We start from the raw sequence: 18,410 nt of genomic DNA on the forward strand, positions 1-18,410 counted from the left end.
CCCCTGCTCTCCTCTCTGCACAACACCTGGAACGCGCGCTGCAGGTCGCCCCAGGCTGGGCTAATCCAAGCACTCGACCACGCCCCGGTCCTCCCCCAGGAACCCGCCGCTCTGGTGGTGCCACAATCGCGCATAGGTACCGTTCTTGCCGAGCAATTGGGCGTGGGTGCCTTGCTCGATGATGCGCCCATCATCCATGACGATGAGCCTGTCCATGGCCGCGATCGTGGACAGTCGATGAGCGATGGCGATCACGGTCTTGCCCTTCATCATTTCGTCGAGGCTTTCCTGGATGGCTACCTCGACTTCCGAATCCAGCGCGCTGGTGGCCTCGTCAAGCAGCAGGATCGGGGCATTTTTGAGCATCACTCGGGCAATGGCGATGCGCTGACGCTGGCCGCCCGAAAGCTTGATCCCCCGCTCGCCCACCAGTGTGTCGTAGCCGCTATGGCCTTGCTTGTCGCTCAGTCGATTGATGAACCCATCCGCTTGGGCGCTGGCGGCGGCACTGCGTATTTCCTCATCGGTGGCGTCGGGGCGACCGTAGGCGATGTTGTCGCGGATGGACCGGTGCAACAGCGACGTGTCCTGGGTGACCATGCCGATGGCGCTGCGCAGGCTGTCCTGCGTGACATGCGCGATGTTCTGCCCGTCGATTCGAATCTCACCGCTGTCGACGTCGTAGAAGCGCAGGAGCAGATTGATCAACGTGGATTTCCCGGCGCCGGAGCGGCCCACCAGCCCGATCTTCTCGCCTGGGCGAATGCTCAGGCTCAGGCCATCGAGCACCTGGCGCTCGCCGTTGTAATTGAAGTTCACATTGTCGAAGGTGACCGCGCCACCGGTGGTGACCAGCGCGCCGGCATCGGGCGCATCTTTTACCTTGGGGCCGCGGGTCAAGGTCGCCATGCCGTCCTGCACGGTGCCGATGTTCTCGAACAGCGAAGTCATTTGCCACATGATCCAGTGCGACATGCCATTGATGCGCAACGCCATGGCCGTAATCGCCGCCACGGCACCGGTGCCGACTTCGCCTTGATGCCATAGCCACAGCGCATAACCGCCCGACCCCATGATCAATGCGACGACCAAAGCCTGATTGACAATCTCGAACTGGCTGACCAAGCGCATCTGGCGAAAACCGGTTTGCTTGAAATCTTCCATGGCAGCGCGGGCGAAGTGTGCTTCGCGTTTTGAGTGGGAGAACAGCTTCACCGTGGTGATGTTGGTGTAGGCGTCCGAGATACGCCCGGTCATCGACGACCGCGCATTGGCCTGCTCCTGGCCGACTTTCTCCAGGCGCGGCACGAAGTACCGCATGGCCAGGCCGAACAACGCCACCCAGGCAATGAAAGGCAGCATCAGCTTCAAATCAAAGCCGCCAGCCAGAGCAATGATCGCAATGAAATACACGCCAATCCCCGGCGCGATCTCGATGATGGTGAACAGCACCTCGCGCACGGACAGCGCCGTTTGCATCACTTTGGTAGTGACCCGGCCGGAGAACTCATCCGAGAAGAACGAAAGGCTTTGCCGCAGCATCAGCCGATGAAAATCCCAGCGCAGTCGCAACGGCAGATTGATCGCCAATATCTGGTGCTGCACCATCGTGCGCAACGCCACCAGCCCGATGCTGGTCACCAGCATGATACCGATGCCCCACAGGACCCGGCTTTCCTGCCGGGTCGCATCACCACCGGCCTGCCAGGTCGAGAGCAGGTCGACGACCTGGCCGAGAAAAGAAAACAGCCAGGCTTCGTAGATCGACACCCCGGCGCTAAGCAGCGCCAGCGCCAGGATGTAACCGCGGGCGCCCCGCGTACAGGCCCACAGGAACCGCGCCAGACCGTCCGGTGGTGGCGGCACCTCGTCGGGCGGAAAAGGGTCGAGCCGTTGTTCAAATGCGTGAAGCATGGTGTCTCCATGACGATCCAATAAGGAGATTGGCATCTAAAGATTGCTTTGAAGGGTTTGGATGGAGGGCAAGATTATCCGTTCAAAGATTTTTCCATGACGATTGTGCGCTCTGCGCCGTGAAACGCGTCTCGAACTTTGCGAAAACCCAGGGAGCAATAAAACGCTTCTGCCGTGATCGAGGAAGGGACTCGCAACCATTCAACGCCGCGGCATCCACGCTGGTTGCCTTTCGAATAACGCAGTCCATTGAGCGCTGTTCCTTGCGTTCGGTTGTTGAAATGCCAGTGTAGGCGACTGCATGCCCACCGCACTCCGCACCGTCGCCGAGCACCATTTTTATGGGCACCACGCCCGCCACCCAGTCAGCCAGCGTTTGACATGTTCCTGTCAGCCAAGCGTCACCCTGACGTCAGATCCTCTTCCCTAAAGTACTCCCTGACTGCCCTGCGGTGCCGCTGTGACCAGCGGACCGATACAGGACCCATCGCTTTAGCTGGAACGGTTGCCATCAGCCGGAAGGAGAAACGCAATGAGCCATCCTGATGCGCACGTCAGTGCCCTCGAGCAATTTACCTGGCAATCGACACTCGACAGCAATCTGGACAGAAAAGGCCTGTTGCTCCGGCTGTTCGCCGAACAGCGATTCATGGCCGCGCAGGTGCGCGCCTGCAAGCTTGATCACAAGGATTACCTGCTTTCGCTGATTGATCCGGCGTCGACGACGAACGACGACACTCGGCACTCATCAAGCGTCGATAGCCATCGAATGCGGAGCGTCATCAGCGAAGCGGCAAAGAAAGCCCATTGGGGCACGCTCCCAAGACATGGTCGGGCGCAAGGCATCGCCGCCCACTATGACGCGCAGACCTGCATGGCGGTCGTACTCGATATCGAGGTGAGCGACGAAGGCCGCTTGATCATTCATGACGCGGTCGTGGTTGCGGACTTGGGTTGCTTGGCAAATTCTGGTCGCGTGCGCTCGCAGCTCGAAGGCGCTTGCCTGATGGGGATAGCGTTTGTGACGTCCTGCGATTTTGATCCGACCACCGGAGACGCCCGGGCTAAACCTGCCTATCGTACCCGCTGGCCACTGGTCTCTTGGCTGCCAGGACAGATCGCGGTGCACCTGATCAATCCCACCGGGGCTCGCGAAGCCGGCCAGCCCAGCCAGACCAGTTACGCACCTGTTGCCCGGGCCCTGTGCAATGCTATTTTGAGGGCTACGGGTAACGGGTCGGTCCGGATCCAGTCACTCCAAAGATCGAGCGCAAATTAATTCGCAGTTCCGCCGGGCTTATCAGGCAGCTATTCGAAACCCTTCGCTCAAACGGCTCCCACTTTGCGCACAGGCCAGGATTCAATCCGGTTTTTCCCAAGTCGCTTGGCCGCGTAGAGCGCCGAGTCAGCCGCTTTCAAAAGAGTACCTTGATCGGCCCCGCTGGTTTCTGTGGAAGCGACCCCAAACGAAGCCGTCACCGTGAATGTCTGCCCGTGGTCTGTAAGGCTCGTCTCTTCCAACGATGCTCGTATGGCTTCTGCTCGTGAAGCCGCGACCTCGGCTGAACATTCCGGCAGGATCACAATCAGCTCCTCGCCGCCAAAGCGACAGGCAATATCGGATGACCTGAGAGATTGCACGATCAATGCGGAGACCGCGCGCAGCACGGCGTCGCCGGCTGCATGGCCGTAAGAGTCATTCAACTGCTTGAAGTTATCGAGGTCCAGCATGATGACGCTCAGGCAAGAGCCGTTGCGCTCGGAGCGAGCGAGTTCGCGCTTGAGCGTCTCATCCATGAAGCGCCGGTTGTACAGCCCCGTCAGCGGATCCTTGATGGACTGGGTTTCCAGGACCTGGCGCATCCTGCCATTCGCCAAGGCCAATGCCGTTTGTTCCGCCACGGCTTCAGCGACCTGGTGCCCCTCCTCGGCCAAGTCACGCAGCCCAACTTGACGGATATGCAACAGCCCCAGAATCTCGCCATACGCCATTAACGGCAGACAACAATCGGTCACTTGCTCGGTCTCCGACGCCGCGGGGTAATGGGGGCAGCAGAGATCGCGGTGATGCTCGGTCAAATGCGATCGCCCTCGCCTGATTGCCCAGCAATCCTTGGGATTGAGCATGACATCGGTGCCCTTTTCCTCAACCTGCCCCCAGGACGCAGCGTGCTGCAGGACATCAGCAGAGTTGCGATAGAGAAAAAACTCCCCTTCGCTGGCAGGTATCAATCGCTGGCAGTAAGTGCTGGCCAGCTGGAGTATTTCCATCTGGGACAGCTCTGTCTGCAGCAACCTCGCCATGTCAGCGAGCAGGCCGATCTCGCCGTTACGGCGTTTCAAGCGCTCCAGGCTCTGGCTCAGTTGATCGCTGGCCAGGATCGCCGCTGCGGCGGACTCCGACTGACGACGGACGCTGCGGCGCATGGATACGTAAATGAAGCGACCTAAACCCAGGGTAACGATGAAACTAGCGATCGAAATCGCAACGGCCCAGCGAATGTTGCTTAGAAGCTGACGTTCGAGCGCCGCCAGTTCCTTTGTTTCGTCACTGATCAGTTCAGCGCTGATGGTACGAACGACGTCCATCAGGTCTTTACCACCGCCAGCAGCAATTTCCTCCTCGGCAGCATCATTTCCGTGGAGACTTACCAGCTTCACCACCCGATCCAGGTGCACCATTTTAAGCTCGGCATGACGGATGAACTCTTCAACACGCCCAACCTCTTCGGCTGGATCGCCTTGATAGGCTGCTCGCAGGCTTTTGAGGGCCGGAGGCAGTTGGGATACGGCGACATAGTAAGGTTGTAGAAAGACGTCCTTTTCCGTCAACGCGTAACCGCGCTCACCGGTTTCGGCATCAACCAACAGCCCTTGGACGTTGCGGATACGATCTATCTGTACCTCGACAACGTTTCGCTCCAGGCGAGTCTCGTTTGTCCAGAATAAGGTGATGGGACCAACGGCCGCTGTGACGGCCATGACAAGCGTCGCGGCACCCGCGGCGAAAAGAAGGCTTGCTTTACGATCAGGCATTGAAGATTACGCTCTTGGAAATCCAGCGAGGTCGGCCTAATGGAGACAGGCGCCAAGAGACAGAACCGACAAACGGTTTATTGCTTTGCACAATAAGGTAACCAAGCTGTATCCGCCAGATACCGCCAACGCTCTGGGAAACCCGTGCCGCATAACAAGCGCCGCGTGACGCTAGACAAATCAACGCTTCCAGGCCCGCAGAGGTTCTGCCCCCTGCCTTTAGGATCCAATGTTTTTTTCAATACCTGCGTGCTCAGCGCCTTTGAATAGACGCCGCCGTTGGCCTTGAGTATTTCATTCAAGGCCACGGCGCAATACCCTTTCGCGAGTGCCCTCCTCCACTTGCCCCGACAGGGCGATCAGGGGAAAGGCGCACGATCTGAAAACGCCGCCCCCTCAATATGGTAGACCGTCGGTTCTTCGGAAAAATATTCCTCCAAGCCCAGCATGAACACCCGATGGTCTTCACTTTCTTCAAAACCAGGCGTGTGGTCCTCAAGCGATTGCCATCGCACGATCAGATTGAATTGCTCGGGCGTTTCAATCCCTTGCGCCAGCAAGTGCCCGCAGTATCCCTTTGCGCCGGTAAGCAAGGGAGCGACCTCGGCAAATGCACCTTTGAACGATTCAATGCGTTCTTTGTGAACGGGCAACTTAGCGATCTCGTAGATCATGGCGTTTCTCCAGATTGATTTGATGACTGCGCACTCACCGAATGAGCGACGGCTCGACTGCAATCGCGATTTTTCCCTGAAGACCATTGTTGGGGCTCTCCAGCCGCGCATGGGCGAGCGCGAGGTCGGCAAGTGAATAAACGGCGCCGACGTGCGGGCGCAGCTGACCGCGCTCTATCAGGGTGCTCAACTCGTCCAGCTTGCCGCGGTTTTGTCGAGTGAAAACGAAGTGATAACTCGCGTTCTTGCCCCAGGCCTGGATGACGTTTTGTGGCTGGGCAATGTCCACGATGCTGACAACCCGGCCAAGTTGAGCGAGGGCGTCGGGGCTGCGCGATAATGTGTTGCCGCCGATGGTGTCAAACACCACATCGACGCCGTGGCCATTGGTTTCTCGATTGATCGCGTCGACGTAATCCTCTTTTTCGTAATCGATGAGCACATCGGCACCCATGCTTCGGGCGAATTCAAAGTTCGCTTCTCGCACGGTGGTGAAGACCCGCGCTCCGATGGCCTTCGCCAACTGGATCGCTACATGACCGACACCCCCCGCTCCACCGTGTATCAGAATGCTCTCGCCCACTTTGAGCGCTGCGCGCACGACCAATGCTTCCCACGCCGTGCCGCCAACCAAAGTCAGGCTAGCCGCCTCAAGATGGCTCAGCGAGGCGGGCTTCTTCCCGACGATGCTTTCGGCAGCGACGTGGTACTCGGCATAACTTCCTGGCCCTTCAAATATTTGCGGGGTGTACCAGACTTCGTCTCCTGGAACGAAGGCCGTCACACCCGACCCAACGGCTTCGACAACGCCAGATACGTCGTGGCCGGTAATCGCCGGCAGTGGCACCAGGTCGGCGTAATCACCCCGTCGAACCTGGAAATCCAATGGGTTGATGGAGGTTGCGTGGACTCGGACCAGGACTTGTCCCGACTGGGGCACGGGCTTGGGCACGTCGCTGAGCTCGAACGATTCAGGGCCGCCAAATGATTTCAGGATCATCGCTTTCATGGGTATCTCCTCATATCTATAAAAAGGGATATCGAGATATCTCGATATATCGCGGTAAAAAATTACAGCTCTTTTCCAATGATCTCGGCCAGCGCACTGATGGTTGCTTCATTCCGTTTGTAGTAAGTCCACTGACCGATGCGCCTGACCTCTACCAGGCCCACTCGTTGCAACGTGGCCAGGTAACCCGACACCGTTGACTGAGAGAGTCCGATGCCTTCTTGAATACTGCTGACGCAGACTCCCACCGTGAGAACGTCACCCTCATCCTGCGGAGGGAAGTTCTTTGCGGGATCCTTCAAGCCTTTCAAGATTTCAAGGCGTGTAGGATTCGAGAGGGCTTTGAATATTTCGATCAGTTCCATGCTCCGAGCATATCGAGATTTTTCGATATGTCAATGCGCAACGTTAATTCAGTTTCTGGCCAGCCTGCTATCTCTCCAACCACTGCCCGAAGAGCTGAGGTAATTGCACGCGCATCCACTCGATGAACGCTTGAACTTGCGGGGCCAGGTGAGACCTGCTCGGATACAAGACCGATACAGGTCTAGCACGAGGTCGACAGCGCCGAAGCACCTCGACCAATGAACCGTCAGCAAGGTAACGGTCAAGGGTAATGCCAGGCGCTTGCAGAATGCCGAAGCCGGCGACGCCGCATTCCACATAGGCGTTGGACTCGTTGACCGTGATGCCATGGCGACTGACGTAGGCTCGCTCGCTAGCCCCATCGATAAACTGCCAAGGCAACGGGCGCTGGTTCTGGCCGGAGAGAAACGTGACGCCACGGTGCGCGCTCAGGTCATCAAGCGTCTTGGGTTCTCCATGCTCCTGAAGGTACCTGGGCGCAGCGCAAGTGATCATCGTGGCGTGGCCGATGCTACGGGCGACGAGACTCGAATCGGGCAGATCGCCGATACGCAGCGCGCAGTCCACGCCCTCCGCCACCAAGTCCACCGTCCTATCCGTCACGCCAAGTGCCAGCTCGATGGCAGGGTATCGCGTGGTGAAATCCCTGAAGCTCTCGATGAGCGCCGGCTGGGAAAAGGCTGTCGGGATGTCGACACGTAGCCGTCCGCGCATCGCCGAGCCTGGCAGCCCAAACATCGAAGTGGCCTGCGCAACGTCGCCAAGAATGCCTTTCACTCGCTCGTAAAAGCGCTCACCTTCAGAAGTGAGCCGCACCTTTCGCGTGGTTCGCTGGAATAGCCGCACGCCTAACGAAGTCTCCAGCTCTTGAATCGCACGACTGACTTGGGGGCGGCCTAGCTGCAAGGCGTCTGCCGTTCGGGTGAAGCTGCCGAGTTCGGCCAGCCTGGCGAACACCTGCATTGACTGAAGCAACTCCATGGGACCTCTCTCTGTTGTTTATTGTTAGCGCCAGAACGACAAGTTTTAACAAAACTATTGCCATAAAGCATAACAATCTTGTGCCTTTCCGCGCATTTATTGCGCCCATCCCCTGCGCAACACTGTCGCCAGTTGGTTTCATGTCCCTCTGGAGAAAGACAAATGAAAGCGTGGCTTCTGAAAGATTTTGGTCTCGACAATCTTGTACTGGATGAAACACCCACCCCAGAACCCAAGGTCGGCGAGTTGTTGGTGAAAATTGGCTCGGTCTCCCTGAATTTTCGTGACAAAGCGATCATCGATGGTATTTACGAACCCCATCTGGTGCCCAAGCCGTTGATCCCGGTGAGTGACGCAGCAGGGACCGTGGTCGCGGTCGGCGAAGGCGTCAGCCGCTTCAAGGTGGGCGACCGCGTTAACTCGCATCTGTATTCGCGCTGGATCGATGGCGAGCCTGGCCCGAACGAGCCTGCCTATTGCTTCGGCATGCCGCTCCCAGGCGGCTTGGCCGAGTACATGATCATTCACGAAGAAAGTGCCGTTCGGGCGCCAGATAACATGTCGGACGAAGAAGCGTCGACCTTGCCGATTGCAGCGCTGACGGCTTGGTATTCGTTGGTGGATTATGGCCAGATTCAGCCAGGTCAGACAGTCCTCGTACAGGGGACCGGGGGCGTCTCGATTTTCGCGGTGCAGCTGGCAACCGCGCTTGGCGCCAAGGTTATCGTCACCTCAAGCAGTGACGAAAATCTGCAAGCGGTGAAGCAGCTCGGCGCCGTCGCCGGCGTGAACTATCGGACCTTCCCACGCTGGGAAGAACAAGTGCTGAAACTGACCGACGGCAAGGGCGTGGACCTTCTGCTTGATGTTGCCGGCGGTGAAGGCCTGAATCAATCCATCCTGGCGACCAAGGCCGCCGGCAAGATCGCGCAGATCGGCTTTCTGACCGGGCAAATCACCACGCTGAGCCTGATGCCGCTGATCTTCCGCCAGACCACCATTCGCGGCATTGCGGTCGCGCCTCGCTCATCGTTCGACCGCATGAACGAATTCCTCAACCAGCACGCGATCCGCCCGGTGATCGAGCAGACCTATGCGTTCGAAGAAGCGCAGCAGGCCTTCCAGCACTTGGCTCGTGGGGCGTTTGGCAAGGTGGTAATAAACGTTTCGTAGAACAGCAGTAGCCGCCCTCGCCTTTTGGCGGTTGTTTTACAAGTCAGTACACCTGCAACTGGCGCAACTCCCCGCCCTCTTCCTTGAGGCGCTCCAGATACACCTCAGCGTTCAGCAATTGATAAGGAAAATGGAGCCCCGGTGAAGTCGGTGGCTGGCCGTCCACCCCAGTCAGGCGCTCCAGGAGCATGGCGACGCTGAGGCCGGTCAGTGGCGCCGTACCCGCAGGGTGGATCACGGCATGACGTGTGCGCAGCGGCTCGCCCTTCAGGCCTTCGCCCGCGAGTTCGATAATGATCTCGGTCGACATCGGCCTACCCTGGCGTCGGGTTGAACTGACGCCGATGCCAATGTTGAACTGGACGTTGGCGGCGCCCGTCGCGACGGCCAGCCCGGCGACGTCGATGGACGAGAAACCGGCCGCTTCGATTTCCGTGCCGTCTACCGCCTGGAACCTGCCCTTGGCATCCTCGCCTTCGCGCCAGACGAACACACCGTCGCGCCGTGTCAGTGCCGCTGGCAGCATTTTATTAAGGTGCTCAAAATCGCTGGCGACGGTCGGGCCGCCGGTGTCCTGCTCGTCGACCAGCGCGTTTATACTGATAGCGTCGACCCGGCTGAATGCTCGCGCAATGCTCAGCGCCGATACGGTCGTCGCGCCTGCCATCCACTCGTAACCAAGGACAATCGGCGAGGCGCCAGGCGTGTGCATATACATTGCGATTTCCGGCGCGATCTCGAAGACTCCGGAGGAAATGCTGAGGTGCGGCACCCGCCGTTTCTGCGCATAACGCAATCCAGCAAGCGCGTGGTCCATATAAAAAACCACGACGGCGCTGATCGGGCGGTCGCCTAGGCCCAAGTCGTCGGCGGCGGAGTCAATGACCACGCCCTGTGCCCCACCCATTTGCTCGGCGACCCGCTGGGCCTTGGCAAGATCGCGACCGCCAATCAACAGCGGCACGTCAGGATGGATCGCGCGCAAGGCGCGGGCAGTATGATGGCCAATGGCGCCAGAGCCGCCCATGAACAAGATAGGATCAAGTGACATTGCGAATTCTCCTCGTTTCCGGATCAAAACCTACTGTTAGTAGGTAAACTAGCACAACATCACGGACTTCCACCTACCATTGGTAGGTTTATTGATTTGGAACGACAACGTGCAGAAAAAAATCGAGCCTTCCTCCACCGATTCATCGCCCCGTCGGCTTTCGAAAGCCGAACGGCGCAAGCAGTTGCTCGACACCGCCTTGCTGATCGTGCGCGAGGAAAACGCAGACCGCTTGACCCTGGGACATCTTGCCGTTCGCGCTGGCGTGTCCAAGCCGGTCGTGTACGATCATTTCGGCACTCGTTCGGGCCTGCTGATCGAACTCTACAAGTGGATCGATACCGAGCGGGTCAGCGCTTTTCGTGAGGCGATGGCCAACACTGCGCATAGCCCGCAGGAGACAGCTCAAGTCCTGGCCGGTGCCTACATCCAGTGCGCTGCGGACAATACCGACGAATTTCATGCGGTAGGCGCTGCCCTGGCCGGCAGCGAAGAGAAGGCAGCGGTTTTTCAGGAACTGCTGGATAATTGCGTGCAGATGTTCGTCAGCGTGCTCGCGCCTCACGCAACGTTGCCCGCCGTCGAGCTTGAGCGCTGCTGCATTGGGCTGGTTGGTGCGGGAGAAGCGCTTTCCGCTGCCTTGGTCAGGGGGCGCCATGGCGAGGACGAAGTCATTGAAGCGTTCGCTTCGCTGATCCGGGGCGTCTTGGGTTCGAACCGAGCAAGGCCCCTTTCGTAGCAACAGGCTTGATCAATACCTCAAGGACGTCTCCATGCGTAAGGATTACCTGGCTTTCTTCATTTCCCTGTTTCTGTCGAGGCTGGCGGATCAGATCTTGCTGTTCATCGTGCCGCTGGTGGTGTTCCAGACCACCAACAGCGCTTCCTGGGCCGGATTGGCGTTTTTCGTCGAGTCACTGCCGCGGTTCCTCGCGTTTCCGTTATGTGGCGCCTTGTGCGACAAGTACTCGCCGATCAGGATCCTGCACATCAGCCAGGTCTATCGAGCGCTGCTTTGCGTACTGGCGATGGCGCTCTATGGAGTCTTCGGTGGCATCGCTTGGCTTGTGGTGCTATCAGCCGTGTGCGGCGTGCTGACTACCCAAGGCATCATGGCTCGCGAAGTACTGATGCCGCATATCTTCCAGCACTATAGCTACACCAAGACCTTGTCTTACTCCCAGATCGCCGACCAGACCGGACTGGTCCTTGGCCCCCTGGTCGCAGCATTGATGCTGGACGTGTGGGCCTGGCATTGGGTGGTGCTGTGGATCGCCGGGCTGTTCCTCCTGGCGGACCTGAGCATGCGGGTGTGGCAACGCCTCAGCCGCATTACCCTGGAGACGTTCGAGCAGCATGAGGACATTTGGCTGCAACCGCTGCGGATCGCCTTCGGGCACATTGGCAATCTGGCGCAGTTGAAGAAAATCATCACCCTGGCGGTAGGCGTCAACCTGATCGTTGGCGTCACCATGGCCACCTCGGCGGCCATGGTGATCGGCGAGTACAGCGCCGGCAAGGACAACTATGCAGGCTTACAGGCGGCGGGCGCCGTGACCACGATCGTGATCCTGTTCTTTCTCGCCCGAGTGGCCCTGCCACTGCGGGTCCTGGGTGGCGTCGGCTACTCAATGATCGCCGCTGGCGCCTTCATCAGTGCCCTGAGTCCGAACCTGTTCGGCTACGTCTTAGGGTTCCTGTTGATTGTCGGTTTCGACAAGATGTTCAACGTCTACATGCGCACGATCCGGCAACAGGTCATACCGCCTCAGGATTTCGGCAAGACCGTAGGCGTGATCACGTTGCTCAATAACCTGTCGCAGCCTCTAGCCGGTTTGCTGGTAGCGTTGCTAGCCTCGCCTTTGGGCACGCAGCAGGTGATCCTGATCCTCGCCGTGCTGACCACGCTTCTGGGGGGCGCCGCGCTGTGGTGGTTTGCGAAGGCGCCACTTCACACCGACTGCCCAAGCAAGAGCAGCGTCTTGCGGTCCGGTTCACCCGAATAAAACAGGTCGAGCGCTTGTTGATACACCGGGGATCCGGACGGGACACTCGTGAAAAGCGTCAGGCACGAGCGGAATTTCATATCATCGGGCGAGCCGAATATCTGCCCGGCACTCAGCCTTCGGTGCTGCAAAACGGCTTCAACGCACGCCTCCAGTCGGGGGCCGAGCAACGCGTGCTGTAGATAGGCGCGAGCCTCGGCAGGGCCGGAAATCGCGAAGCGTCCGGCCATTTCGGAACGTCCGAGTCCCTGCAATTGCGCAAAGACGAACCACATCCAGTGACTGGTCTTGCGGCCCGCGCGCAGCTCCTCCATGACTCGACTGAACACCGGGCGCTGGGCCTCGACGAAACGGGACAGATTGAAAGTATCCTGCATGGCTCAGGCCGTCTGTTCCCGCTCCAGCCGCTTGAGCAGCGCCTCGGCAGCGGCTTCGGAAGATGCAGGATTCTGGCCGGTGATCAGGTGCCCGTCCTCGACTACATAGCTCGCCCAGTCCGCGCCTTTGGAATACTCGCCGCCCTTGGCCTTGAGCATGTCCTCCACCAGGAACGGCACCACGTGCGTCAGCCCCACCGCCTCTTCCTCGGAGTTGGTGAACCCGGTGACTTTCTTGCCTTTCACCACGGGTTGCCCGTCCGGTGCGTTGACGTTCTTCAACACGCCAGGGGCATGACAAACCGCCGCGATGGGTTTGTTCGAGGCATAGAAGGCTTCGATGAGCGTTTTGGAATCGGTGTCCTCGGCGAGATCCCAAAGGGGCCCGTGGCCTCCTGGATAGAACACGGCATCGAAATCATAGGGGTCGACCTCGCCCAGTGGCAGCGTGTTGGCCAATGCCGCTTGGGCCTTGGTATCGGCACCGAAGCGGCGAGTCGCATCGGTCTGGGCATCCGCTTCATCGCTCTTGGGGTCCAGCGGCGGTTGGCCGCCCTTTGGAGAAGCCAGCGTGACCGTGGCCCCGGCGTCGACGAACACGTAATAGGGCGCGGCAAATTCTTCCAGCCAGAAACCGGTCTTCTTGCCGGTGTCGCCCAACTGATCGTGAGATGTAAGGACCATTAGAATCTTCATGTGAGCCTATCCTCCGAGTGTGAATGGGCGAAGTGCGTTCGCCCTGCATTACTGTCAGAGGCTGTGTGGGGATGGACGTTCAAAAACGTTCTTCAAGCCCTGGCCGAAATCGCCGCCAAACGCAGCTCCCGTGAAGCGGCATAGTCGGCCTTACGGCCCAGTTGCCAGCCCAGGTAGCCCCACAGCAACGCGCAACACGCCCCCACCATTGCGGCCATACCGGCGCCCTGCCCCAGCATGTCGAGAAGACTCTTGGCCCAGCCACTCATGGCGTCACCGGCGCGATAAACCACGGTGTCGATGAAGTTCTTGGCCTTGTATTTACTCTCGGCATCCAGCGGCGCGAAGAGCATTTCCCTGCCCGGCCGCACGAACGCGTACTCGCCGATGCGTCGAATGATCATCAATGTCGCAAGCAGCGCAAATCCAGGCGCCAATGCAAGACCGACGAAGCCGATGCACATGAGCAACGGCACGATGGCCAACAGTGCGCGGATCCCCAGCTTCGGCGCGATACGACCGGTGATGAACAGTTGGGACAGTAACGCGCCCGCCTGGACGATGATGTCGATGGTGCCGAAGATGCGAACTTGCGAGGCGCGGTCCGGGTAGAGCTCGGCCACCAGGCGCGCCTGCTCGAAGTAGAGAAAGGTGCTGACCGTCGCCAACAGCACCACGAAGCCGGCGATCCCCAGCAGGTAAGGTGACTGGAACACCGCCGTCAAACCACTGAACGGGTTGCCCTGCAATGGCTGTCGGGGGCTTTGCGTCGGCGCCGCGCCAGGTCGGCCGGCCCCGCCCGTTTCTCGCCAACTCATCAGGGCCCGCTTCAATACCAGCGTGACACCGAGCAGCAAGGCCGCCAGCAGCATCAAGCCTGACGCACCGATCGCCTCGATGAACAACGCACTCAGGGCCGGCCCCAGCAGACCGCCGATGCTGGCGCCCGCCGCGATGAAGGCGAATAAACGCTTGGCCTGCTCGCTGTCGAAGACATCCGCCATCAAGCTCCAGGCCACCGACACCACGAACAGGTTGTAGACCGAAATCCAGACGTAAAAGACCCTCGCCAGCCAGATGCTGTCCGGCTGGAACTGGAAGACCTCGACGAACATCAGCAGGTTGAAGCCGAAGAAGCCGTACACCCAGTCGATGAGGCGCAGGCGCGGCACTCGGGCACTGAGCCAAGCGAATAGCGGAACCGCCACCAGCATGGCCAGGAAAGTCGCGGTGAACAGCCATTGCAGGTTCTCCACCCCCGCCGCGATACCCATCGATTCGCGGATCGGACGCAGCATGAAATAACCGGTGAACAGACACAGGAACAGCAAAAAGCCGCACAGCGCCGGGCGCAGTTCACCGTCGCGGGCATTCAGGGCGAGGCTCAGCCGATGCAGATAGGAAGGCGTACGCATGGGAACTCCAAAAAACAGCTACGGACCAGAGGGATGGGCACGGAACGAGACCGTGCCCGAGGCGGCATCAGGGATAGATAACGCCGGTCAACCGTTCGGAGACCGCCCATAGCCGCTCGGCATCCGCTACGTCGGTCGCCGCGACGGGCGTCTTGGCGAAGCCCAGCGGACCGCGTTTCTCCTCGTCCCCCGTCGGGCCGTAATAAGCACCGCCCACGGCCTGCGGCGCCGTGGCGGCATACAGCGTGGGCAGTGCGCCTTGCGCCGCTGAGTGGTACACGTCGCGGTCCTTAGCCCAGCGCTGACCGAACTCGCTGTTGAGGCCCGGACCGCGCGCAATCAACTCGGTGACCGCAACGCCTGGGTGCGCGGCAATGCTGCGAATCCCCCACTTTTGGGCGTCACTGCGCTGTTGTAACGCAAAGGACCAATGCAGGATCGCCAGTTTCGACTGCGCGTAGGTCACATACGGGTCGTACTTCTGCTCGGCCTGAAGGTCATCAAAATTCACCGTGCCGCGCGCCGCTGCAATGCTTGAAAGGCTTACCACCCGGGCGTCCTCGCTTTGACGCAAGAGCGGCACCAGCAGGCCGGTCAGGGCAAAATGTCCCAGGTAATTGGTCGCCAGCTGCAGTTCGTAACCGTCCGCCGAAGTGCCGCGTTCGGGCGGCGACATGATGGCGGCATTGTTGATCAGCACGTCGAGGCGCGGCAGCTTCTGATTAAGGCGTTGGGCTAGGCCGCGCACGGATGAGAGATTGGCCAGGTCCACGGCCTCGAATTGCACCTTGGCGCCGGGCACCGACTGCTGGATCCGGGCAATGGCCTCGGCGCCGCGTTCTGGATTGCGCGCCGCGATAATCACTTCGGCACCGGCGCGCGCCAGCGCCAGCGCATCCTCATAACCCATGCCGCTGGTGCCGCCGGTGATCAGCACGATCCGGCCCTTCTGGGATGGCATGTCGTCGGTCGACCAGTCGGGTTTCGGGGCAACTCGAGCCGAAGCCTCAATGCTTATGGCGCTGAGCAGCGCGACGCCGGCGGCCAGCGTCCGGGCCAGTCTCATCAGCGCACTGGTGCGGTTCTTGAAGTTGATTGCGCCGAAGCTTGTTGTTCTATTCCACATGGTTGAATGCTCTCTATTTAAAGAATTAAACGACACGGCCGGCGCTCACTGGATGGCGCACGCATCAGCCAGTTGCAGAAAACTGACCTGGCGGATTTCGCCGTGCGTATCCACATAGGTCATCTTTGCCGGCACCACTTCGCACACAGGCGATTGCGGCGCCTCGATACGAATGGCCTGGGCGACGTCCAGGGGCATGCCGTACTCGTAGGCCGGTGGTTGCGCTTGTTCTTTGGCAAACAGAGGTGAACCGCTCAAGGAAATGACCGCCAGCAGGCTGACGATCGAAAAATTCTGGATGTTCATGGTTGACTCCACGACTGCCTTTACCGGGATGGTGTTAGCACTCTAGGAGGGGGACGCTGACGTCAAGGTGACTGGCGACTGACAGGAACATGTCAAACGCCGGCGCGGGGAAAGCGCCGGCTTGCGCGGGATACAAAAGCGCCCGCAGAGGGTGTGGCGGCGGCTAGCGCGCTGCCTGGCTTGTCAGGGAAAAACCGAAGGTATTGAGGCCGTTCTTGCTATGGGCGAACACACGGCCTCCGTGCATGGAGGCCACCGCCCGCACGATGGAAAGTCCCAGGCCGTGGTGCGCATCACTTCGCGCCCGGGCGGCGTCGGCTCGATAGAAGCGCTCGAACAAGCGCTCCAGGTGCACATTGTCAATCGGCTCGCCGGCGTTGGAAACGCTCACTTCAGCCTGCATGCCATGGCTGACCAGACTCACGGTGATGGTGCTGGTCGGCACCGCGTAGCGCGCCGCGTTCTGAATCAGATTGGCCAGGGAGCGATGGAACAGGCGTCGGTCGATGCACACCTGCATGTCGCCCTGGATCACCACGCTCAGCTGCTTGTCGTGCAGGACCGGCTCCAGATACTCCACCGTCTTCGACGCCTCTTCATTCAGCGAGACATGACTCAGCTCGGTTGCCCGCTGCCCACTTTCGGCACCTGCCAGGAACAGCATGTCGTTGACGATGGTGCCCATCCGTTCCAGCTCTTCGAGGTTTGACTGCAACAGATCCTGAAGCTCGTTCACGTCCCGCCCATGGGCCAACGCAACCTGGGTCTGGCCGATAAGGTTGGTCAGCGGCGTGCGCAGTTCATGGGCGACATTGGCGTTGAACCCTTCGAGCTGGCACCAGGCTGCTTCCTGGCGCGCCAGGGCGCCATTGAATGACACGGCCAATTCCTGCAATTCCCCTGGCAGCGCCTCGGTGTCCAGCCGCTGCTTCGAGTCCCCGGGCGGCAGGCTGTTGGCCTGACGACTCAGGCGCCTGACCGGCCCCAGGCCGAAACGCGCGATCCAGTAGCCCAGCAGCGCCACTAGCACGACGCCGAGCGCCGACGTCAGGACCAAGGTCTTGGTGAAATTGTCCAGGGTCTTCATGAACGGCGTTGAATCGAGCCCGACGATAAAGCGCACCTCCGGTCGGCTACCCATCGCTGCGATGGTCTCGACCATCAGCATCATCGGCCGATTCCGGCCAGGCACCTCGACGGAGGAAAAACCATCCGGGCGCTTGGACCAATCCTGGCCGTCCGGCATCGCGCCGCCATAACTGTAGGCCGGGTTGTCGGCCAGGACCCAATAACGCACCCGCTCGTCCGCAGGCGTCAGGCCATCGAGCTTCTGGCGCAAGCCTACCCAGAATTCCGGCGAATCATATTTCGCGAGCACGGGGTCGAGTACGGAGTGGCGCAGGGTCAGTTCGTTTTGCATCTGGTCTTCAAGCGATTGCTTCAAGGAACAGCGCAACAGCGTCGCGCTCACGGCGGTGATGAGCGTGACCGCGAGGGCAAACATCAGGGCAAGCCGCTTGGCTATCGATCCTTTCATCACTGCGCACCGACTTGCCGGTCGCTGGCCTCACGACTCTCCAACACATAGCCCATGCCCCGGACGGTGTGCAGCAGCTTGCGCGGATACGGCGCGTCAACCTTGGCCCGCACGCGCTTGATCGCGACCTCGACCACATTGGCGTCGCTGTCGAAGTTCATGTCCCAGACCTGTTCGGCAATCATCAACTTGGAAAGAATTTCGCCCTGGTGCCGTGCCAGCAGGCTCAACAGGCAGAACTCCTTGGCCGTCAGGTCCAGCCGCACGCCGCCACGCGTCACCTTGCGTGCTTGCAGGTCGACTTCCAGATCGTCGATGCGCAAGTGCGTCGGGTCGGCGCTGTCATCGGCGCGACGTCGGATCAAGGCCTGGACGCGCGCTACCAACTCGGCAAAGGAAAAAGGTTTGGCCAGGTAGTCATCGGCGCCCTCTCGCAGCCCGCGGACACGATCGTCCACCGTGCCCCTGGCCGACAACATGATCACCGGGGTTTTCTTGTGCAAGCGCAGGCCCTGCAGCACGCCGTAGCCATCCTTGCCCGGCAGCATCACGTCGAGGATCACCACGTCGTAATCCATCTCCAGTGCATAGTGCAGGCCATCGATGCCATTGGTGGCGACATCGACAATGTAGCCGAGCTCGCTCAAGCCGCGATGGACGTAGGAGGACGTCTTTTCTTCGTCCTCGACAATGAGCAGACGCATCAAGTAATTCCTCTCCGGAAACGGGGGCAACCTACAGAG

At 59.9% G+C, this 18,410-nt stretch carries 19 protein-coding genes and 1 pseudogene; 4 read left to right on the forward strand and 16 right to left on the reverse strand.

Annotated features, from left to right (window positions below):
* Positions 1 to 60: 60 nt before the first annotated feature.
* Positions 61 to 1,914 carry an ABC transporter ATP-binding protein gene (locus J3P95_RS12955; protein ID WP_434557249.1) on the reverse strand — a complete coding sequence of 618 codons (1,854 nt, stop codon included), beginning with the start codon at positions 1,912 to 1,914 and terminating at the stop codon, positions 61 to 63.
* A 74-nt stretch (positions 1,915 to 1,988) separates the two neighbouring features.
* Positions 1,989 to 2,123: pseudogene (locus tag J3P95_RS12960) on the reverse strand (GNAT family N-acetyltransferase); the annotation flags it as partial.
* 323 nt (positions 2,124 to 2,446) lie between these two features.
* Between J3P95_RS12960 and J3P95_RS12965 the strand changes: the two are divergent.
* The gene (locus tag J3P95_RS12965) at positions 2,447 to 3,193 is read left to right on the forward strand and encodes a hypothetical protein (RefSeq protein WP_434557250.1); all 747 of its coding nucleotides are present in this window, start codon (positions 2,447 to 2,449) and stop codon (positions 3,191 to 3,193) included.
* A 47-nt stretch (positions 3,194 to 3,240) separates the two neighbouring features.
* On the opposite strand, the gene J3P95_RS12970 is transcribed toward J3P95_RS12965, so the two are convergent.
* From J3P95_RS12970 to J3P95_RS12995, 6 genes are all read right to left on the reverse strand, one after another.
* Entirely contained in the window at positions 3,241 to 4,950 is a 1,710-nt protein-coding gene (locus J3P95_RS12970) for a diguanylate cyclase (protein WP_434557251.1), read from the reverse strand.
* Positions 4,951 to 5,027: 77 nt separating this feature from the next.
* Positions 5,028 to 5,258 carry a hypothetical protein gene (locus J3P95_RS12975; protein WP_434581092.1) on the reverse strand — a complete coding sequence of 77 codons (231 nt, stop codon included), beginning with the start codon at positions 5,256 to 5,258 and terminating at the stop codon, positions 5,028 to 5,030.
* Positions 5,259 to 5,309: 51 nt separating this feature from the next.
* Positions 5,310 to 5,624: an antibiotic biosynthesis monooxygenase family protein gene (locus tag J3P95_RS12980; protein WP_434557252.1), complete on the reverse strand. Its 315-nt coding sequence runs from the start codon at positions 5,622 to 5,624 to the stop codon at positions 5,310 to 5,312.
* Positions 5,625 to 5,658: 34 nt separating this feature from the next.
* Positions 5,659 to 6,633 carry a zinc-dependent alcohol dehydrogenase family protein gene (locus J3P95_RS12985; protein ID WP_434581090.1) on the reverse strand — a complete coding sequence of 325 codons (975 nt, stop codon included), beginning with the start codon at positions 6,631 to 6,633 and terminating at the stop codon, positions 5,659 to 5,661.
* A gap of 62 nt (positions 6,634 to 6,695) precedes the next feature.
* Positions 6,696 to 6,998: an ArsR/SmtB family transcription factor gene (locus tag J3P95_RS12990; RefSeq protein ID WP_186610312.1), complete on the reverse strand. Its 303-nt coding sequence runs from the start codon at positions 6,996 to 6,998 to the stop codon at positions 6,696 to 6,698.
* Between the two features lie 67 nt (positions 6,999 to 7,065).
* Complete coding sequence (locus J3P95_RS12995; RefSeq protein ID WP_434557254.1) at positions 7,066 to 7,980, reverse strand: LysR substrate-binding domain-containing protein; 915 nt, start codon at positions 7,978 to 7,980, stop codon at positions 7,066 to 7,068.
* 162 nt (positions 7,981 to 8,142) lie between these two features.
* Here J3P95_RS12995 and J3P95_RS13000 point away from each other — a divergent pair, with 162 nt between their 5' ends.
* A complete protein-coding gene (locus tag J3P95_RS13000; protein ID WP_434581088.1) occupies positions 8,143 to 9,153 on the forward strand; it encodes a zinc-dependent alcohol dehydrogenase family protein in 1,011 nt (336 codons plus the stop codon).
* Between the two features lie 43 nt (positions 9,154 to 9,196).
* Here J3P95_RS13000 and J3P95_RS13005 read toward each other — a convergent pair whose 3' ends face one another.
* Positions 9,197 to 10,204, reverse strand: coding sequence for an NAD(P)-dependent oxidoreductase (locus J3P95_RS13005; protein WP_434581086.1), 1,008 nt, complete (start codon positions 10,202 to 10,204; stop codon positions 9,197 to 9,199).
* A 109-nt stretch (positions 10,205 to 10,313) separates the two neighbouring features.
* Here J3P95_RS13005 and J3P95_RS13010 point away from each other — a divergent pair, with 109 nt between their 5' ends.
* The gene (locus tag J3P95_RS13010; protein WP_434581084.1) at positions 10,314 to 10,943 is read left to right on the forward strand and encodes a TetR/AcrR family transcriptional regulator; all 630 of its coding nucleotides are present in this window, start codon (positions 10,314 to 10,316) and stop codon (positions 10,941 to 10,943) included.
* Positions 10,944 to 10,977: 34 nt separating this feature from the next.
* Positions 10,978 to 12,210, forward strand: a complete 1,233-nt coding sequence (locus tag J3P95_RS13015; RefSeq protein ID WP_434581082.1) for an MFS transporter — start codon at positions 10,978 to 10,980, stop codon at positions 12,208 to 12,210.
* Here the strand turns inward: J3P95_RS13015 and J3P95_RS13020 are convergent.
* From J3P95_RS13020 to J3P95_RS13050, 7 genes are all read right to left on the reverse strand, one after another.
* Entirely contained in the window at positions 12,156 to 12,587 is a 432-nt protein-coding gene (locus J3P95_RS13020) for a DUF1810 domain-containing protein (protein WP_434557259.1), read from the reverse strand. The genes J3P95_RS13015 and J3P95_RS13020 overlap by 55 nt on opposite strands.
* A gap of 3 nt (positions 12,588 to 12,590) precedes the next feature.
* Complete coding sequence (locus tag J3P95_RS13025; protein WP_434557260.1) at positions 12,591 to 13,283, reverse strand: type 1 glutamine amidotransferase domain-containing protein; 693 nt, start codon at positions 13,281 to 13,283, stop codon at positions 12,591 to 12,593.
* A gap of 92 nt (positions 13,284 to 13,375) precedes the next feature.
* The gene (locus tag J3P95_RS13030) at positions 13,376 to 14,698 is read right to left on the reverse strand and encodes an NTP/NDP exchange transporter (RefSeq protein ID WP_434557261.1); all 1,323 of its coding nucleotides are present in this window, start codon (positions 14,696 to 14,698) and stop codon (positions 13,376 to 13,378) included.
* A 67-nt stretch (positions 14,699 to 14,765) separates the two neighbouring features.
* Positions 14,766 to 15,824 carry an oxidoreductase gene (locus J3P95_RS13035; protein ID WP_434581081.1) on the reverse strand — a complete coding sequence of 353 codons (1,059 nt, stop codon included), beginning with the start codon at positions 15,822 to 15,824 and terminating at the stop codon, positions 14,766 to 14,768.
* A 45-nt stretch (positions 15,825 to 15,869) separates the two neighbouring features.
* Positions 15,870 to 16,130 carry a DUF2790 domain-containing protein gene (locus tag J3P95_RS13040; protein ID WP_434557263.1) on the reverse strand — a complete coding sequence of 87 codons (261 nt, stop codon included), beginning with the start codon at positions 16,128 to 16,130 and terminating at the stop codon, positions 15,870 to 15,872.
* A gap of 163 nt (positions 16,131 to 16,293) precedes the next feature.
* Positions 16,294 to 17,667 carry a heavy metal sensor histidine kinase gene (locus J3P95_RS13045; protein WP_434581080.1) on the reverse strand — a complete coding sequence of 458 codons (1,374 nt, stop codon included), beginning with the start codon at positions 17,665 to 17,667 and terminating at the stop codon, positions 16,294 to 16,296.
* On the reverse strand, positions 17,667 to 18,371 hold the full coding sequence (locus tag J3P95_RS13050; RefSeq protein WP_434557265.1) for a heavy metal response regulator transcription factor: 705 nt from the start codon (positions 18,369 to 18,371) through the stop codon (positions 17,667 to 17,669). The genes J3P95_RS13045 and J3P95_RS13050 overlap by 1 nt, the downstream gene beginning before the upstream one ends.
* Positions 18,372 to 18,410: the final 39 nt, after the last annotated feature.

The sequence above is a fragment of the Pseudomonas sp. Z5-35 genome (assembly GCF_051131945.1).
Taxonomy (GTDB): Bacteria; Pseudomonadota; Gammaproteobacteria; order Pseudomonadales; family Pseudomonadaceae; genus Aquipseudomonas; species Aquipseudomonas marvdashtae.

Excerpts from the sequence above, each read along its gene's own strand:
- J3P95_RS12955 (WP_434557249.1), bottom strand. The coding sequence starts at position 1,914 with ATGCTTCACGCATTTGAACAACGGCTCGACCCTTTTCCGCCCGACGAG.
- J3P95_RS12965 (WP_434557250.1), top strand. The coding sequence starts at position 2,447 with ATGAGCCATCCTGATGCGCACGTCAGTGCCCTCGAGCAATTTACCTGG.
- J3P95_RS12970 (WP_434557251.1), bottom strand. The coding sequence starts at position 4,950 with ATGCCTGATCGTAAAGCAAGCCTTCTTTTCGCCGCGGGTGCCGCGACG.
- J3P95_RS12980 (WP_434557252.1), bottom strand. The coding sequence starts at position 5,624 with ATGATCTACGAGATCGCTAAGTTGCCCGTTCACAAAGAACGCATTGAA.
- J3P95_RS12985 (WP_434581090.1), bottom strand. The coding sequence starts at position 6,633 with ATGAAAGCGATGATCCTGAAATCATTTGGCGGCCCTGAATCGTTCGAG.
- J3P95_RS12990 (WP_186610312.1), bottom strand. The coding sequence starts at position 6,998 with ATGGAACTGATCGAAATATTCAAAGCCCTCTCGAATCCTACACGCCTT.
- J3P95_RS12995 (WP_434557254.1), bottom strand. The coding sequence starts at position 7,980 with ATGGAGTTGCTTCAGTCAATGCAGGTGTTCGCCAGGCTGGCCGAACTC.
- J3P95_RS13000 (WP_434581088.1), top strand. The coding sequence starts at position 8,143 with ATGAAAGCGTGGCTTCTGAAAGATTTTGGTCTCGACAATCTTGTACTG.
- J3P95_RS13005 (WP_434581086.1), bottom strand. The coding sequence starts at position 10,204 with ATGTCACTTGATCCTATCTTGTTCATGGGCGGCTCTGGCGCCATTGGC.
- J3P95_RS13015 (WP_434581082.1), top strand. The coding sequence starts at position 10,978 with ATGCGTAAGGATTACCTGGCTTTCTTCATTTCCCTGTTTCTGTCGAGG.
- J3P95_RS13020 (WP_434557259.1), bottom strand. The coding sequence starts at position 12,587 with ATGCAGGATACTTTCAATCTGTCCCGTTTCGTCGAGGCCCAGCGCCCG.
- J3P95_RS13025 (WP_434557260.1), bottom strand. The coding sequence starts at position 13,283 with ATGAAGATTCTAATGGTCCTTACATCTCACGATCAGTTGGGCGACACC.
- J3P95_RS13030 (WP_434557261.1), bottom strand. The coding sequence starts at position 14,698 with ATGCGTACGCCTTCCTATCTGCATCGGCTGAGCCTCGCCCTGAATGCC.
- J3P95_RS13035 (WP_434581081.1), bottom strand. The coding sequence starts at position 15,824 with ATGTGGAATAGAACAACAAGCTTCGGCGCAATCAACTTCAAGAACCGC.
- J3P95_RS13040 (WP_434557263.1), bottom strand. The coding sequence starts at position 16,130 with ATGAACATCCAGAATTTTTCGATCGTCAGCCTGCTGGCGGTCATTTCC.
- J3P95_RS13045 (WP_434581080.1), bottom strand. The coding sequence starts at position 17,667 with ATGAAAGGATCGATAGCCAAGCGGCTTGCCCTGATGTTTGCCCTCGCG.
- J3P95_RS13050 (WP_434557265.1), bottom strand. The coding sequence starts at position 18,371 with ATGCGTCTGCTCATTGTCGAGGACGAAGAAAAGACGTCCTCCTACGTC.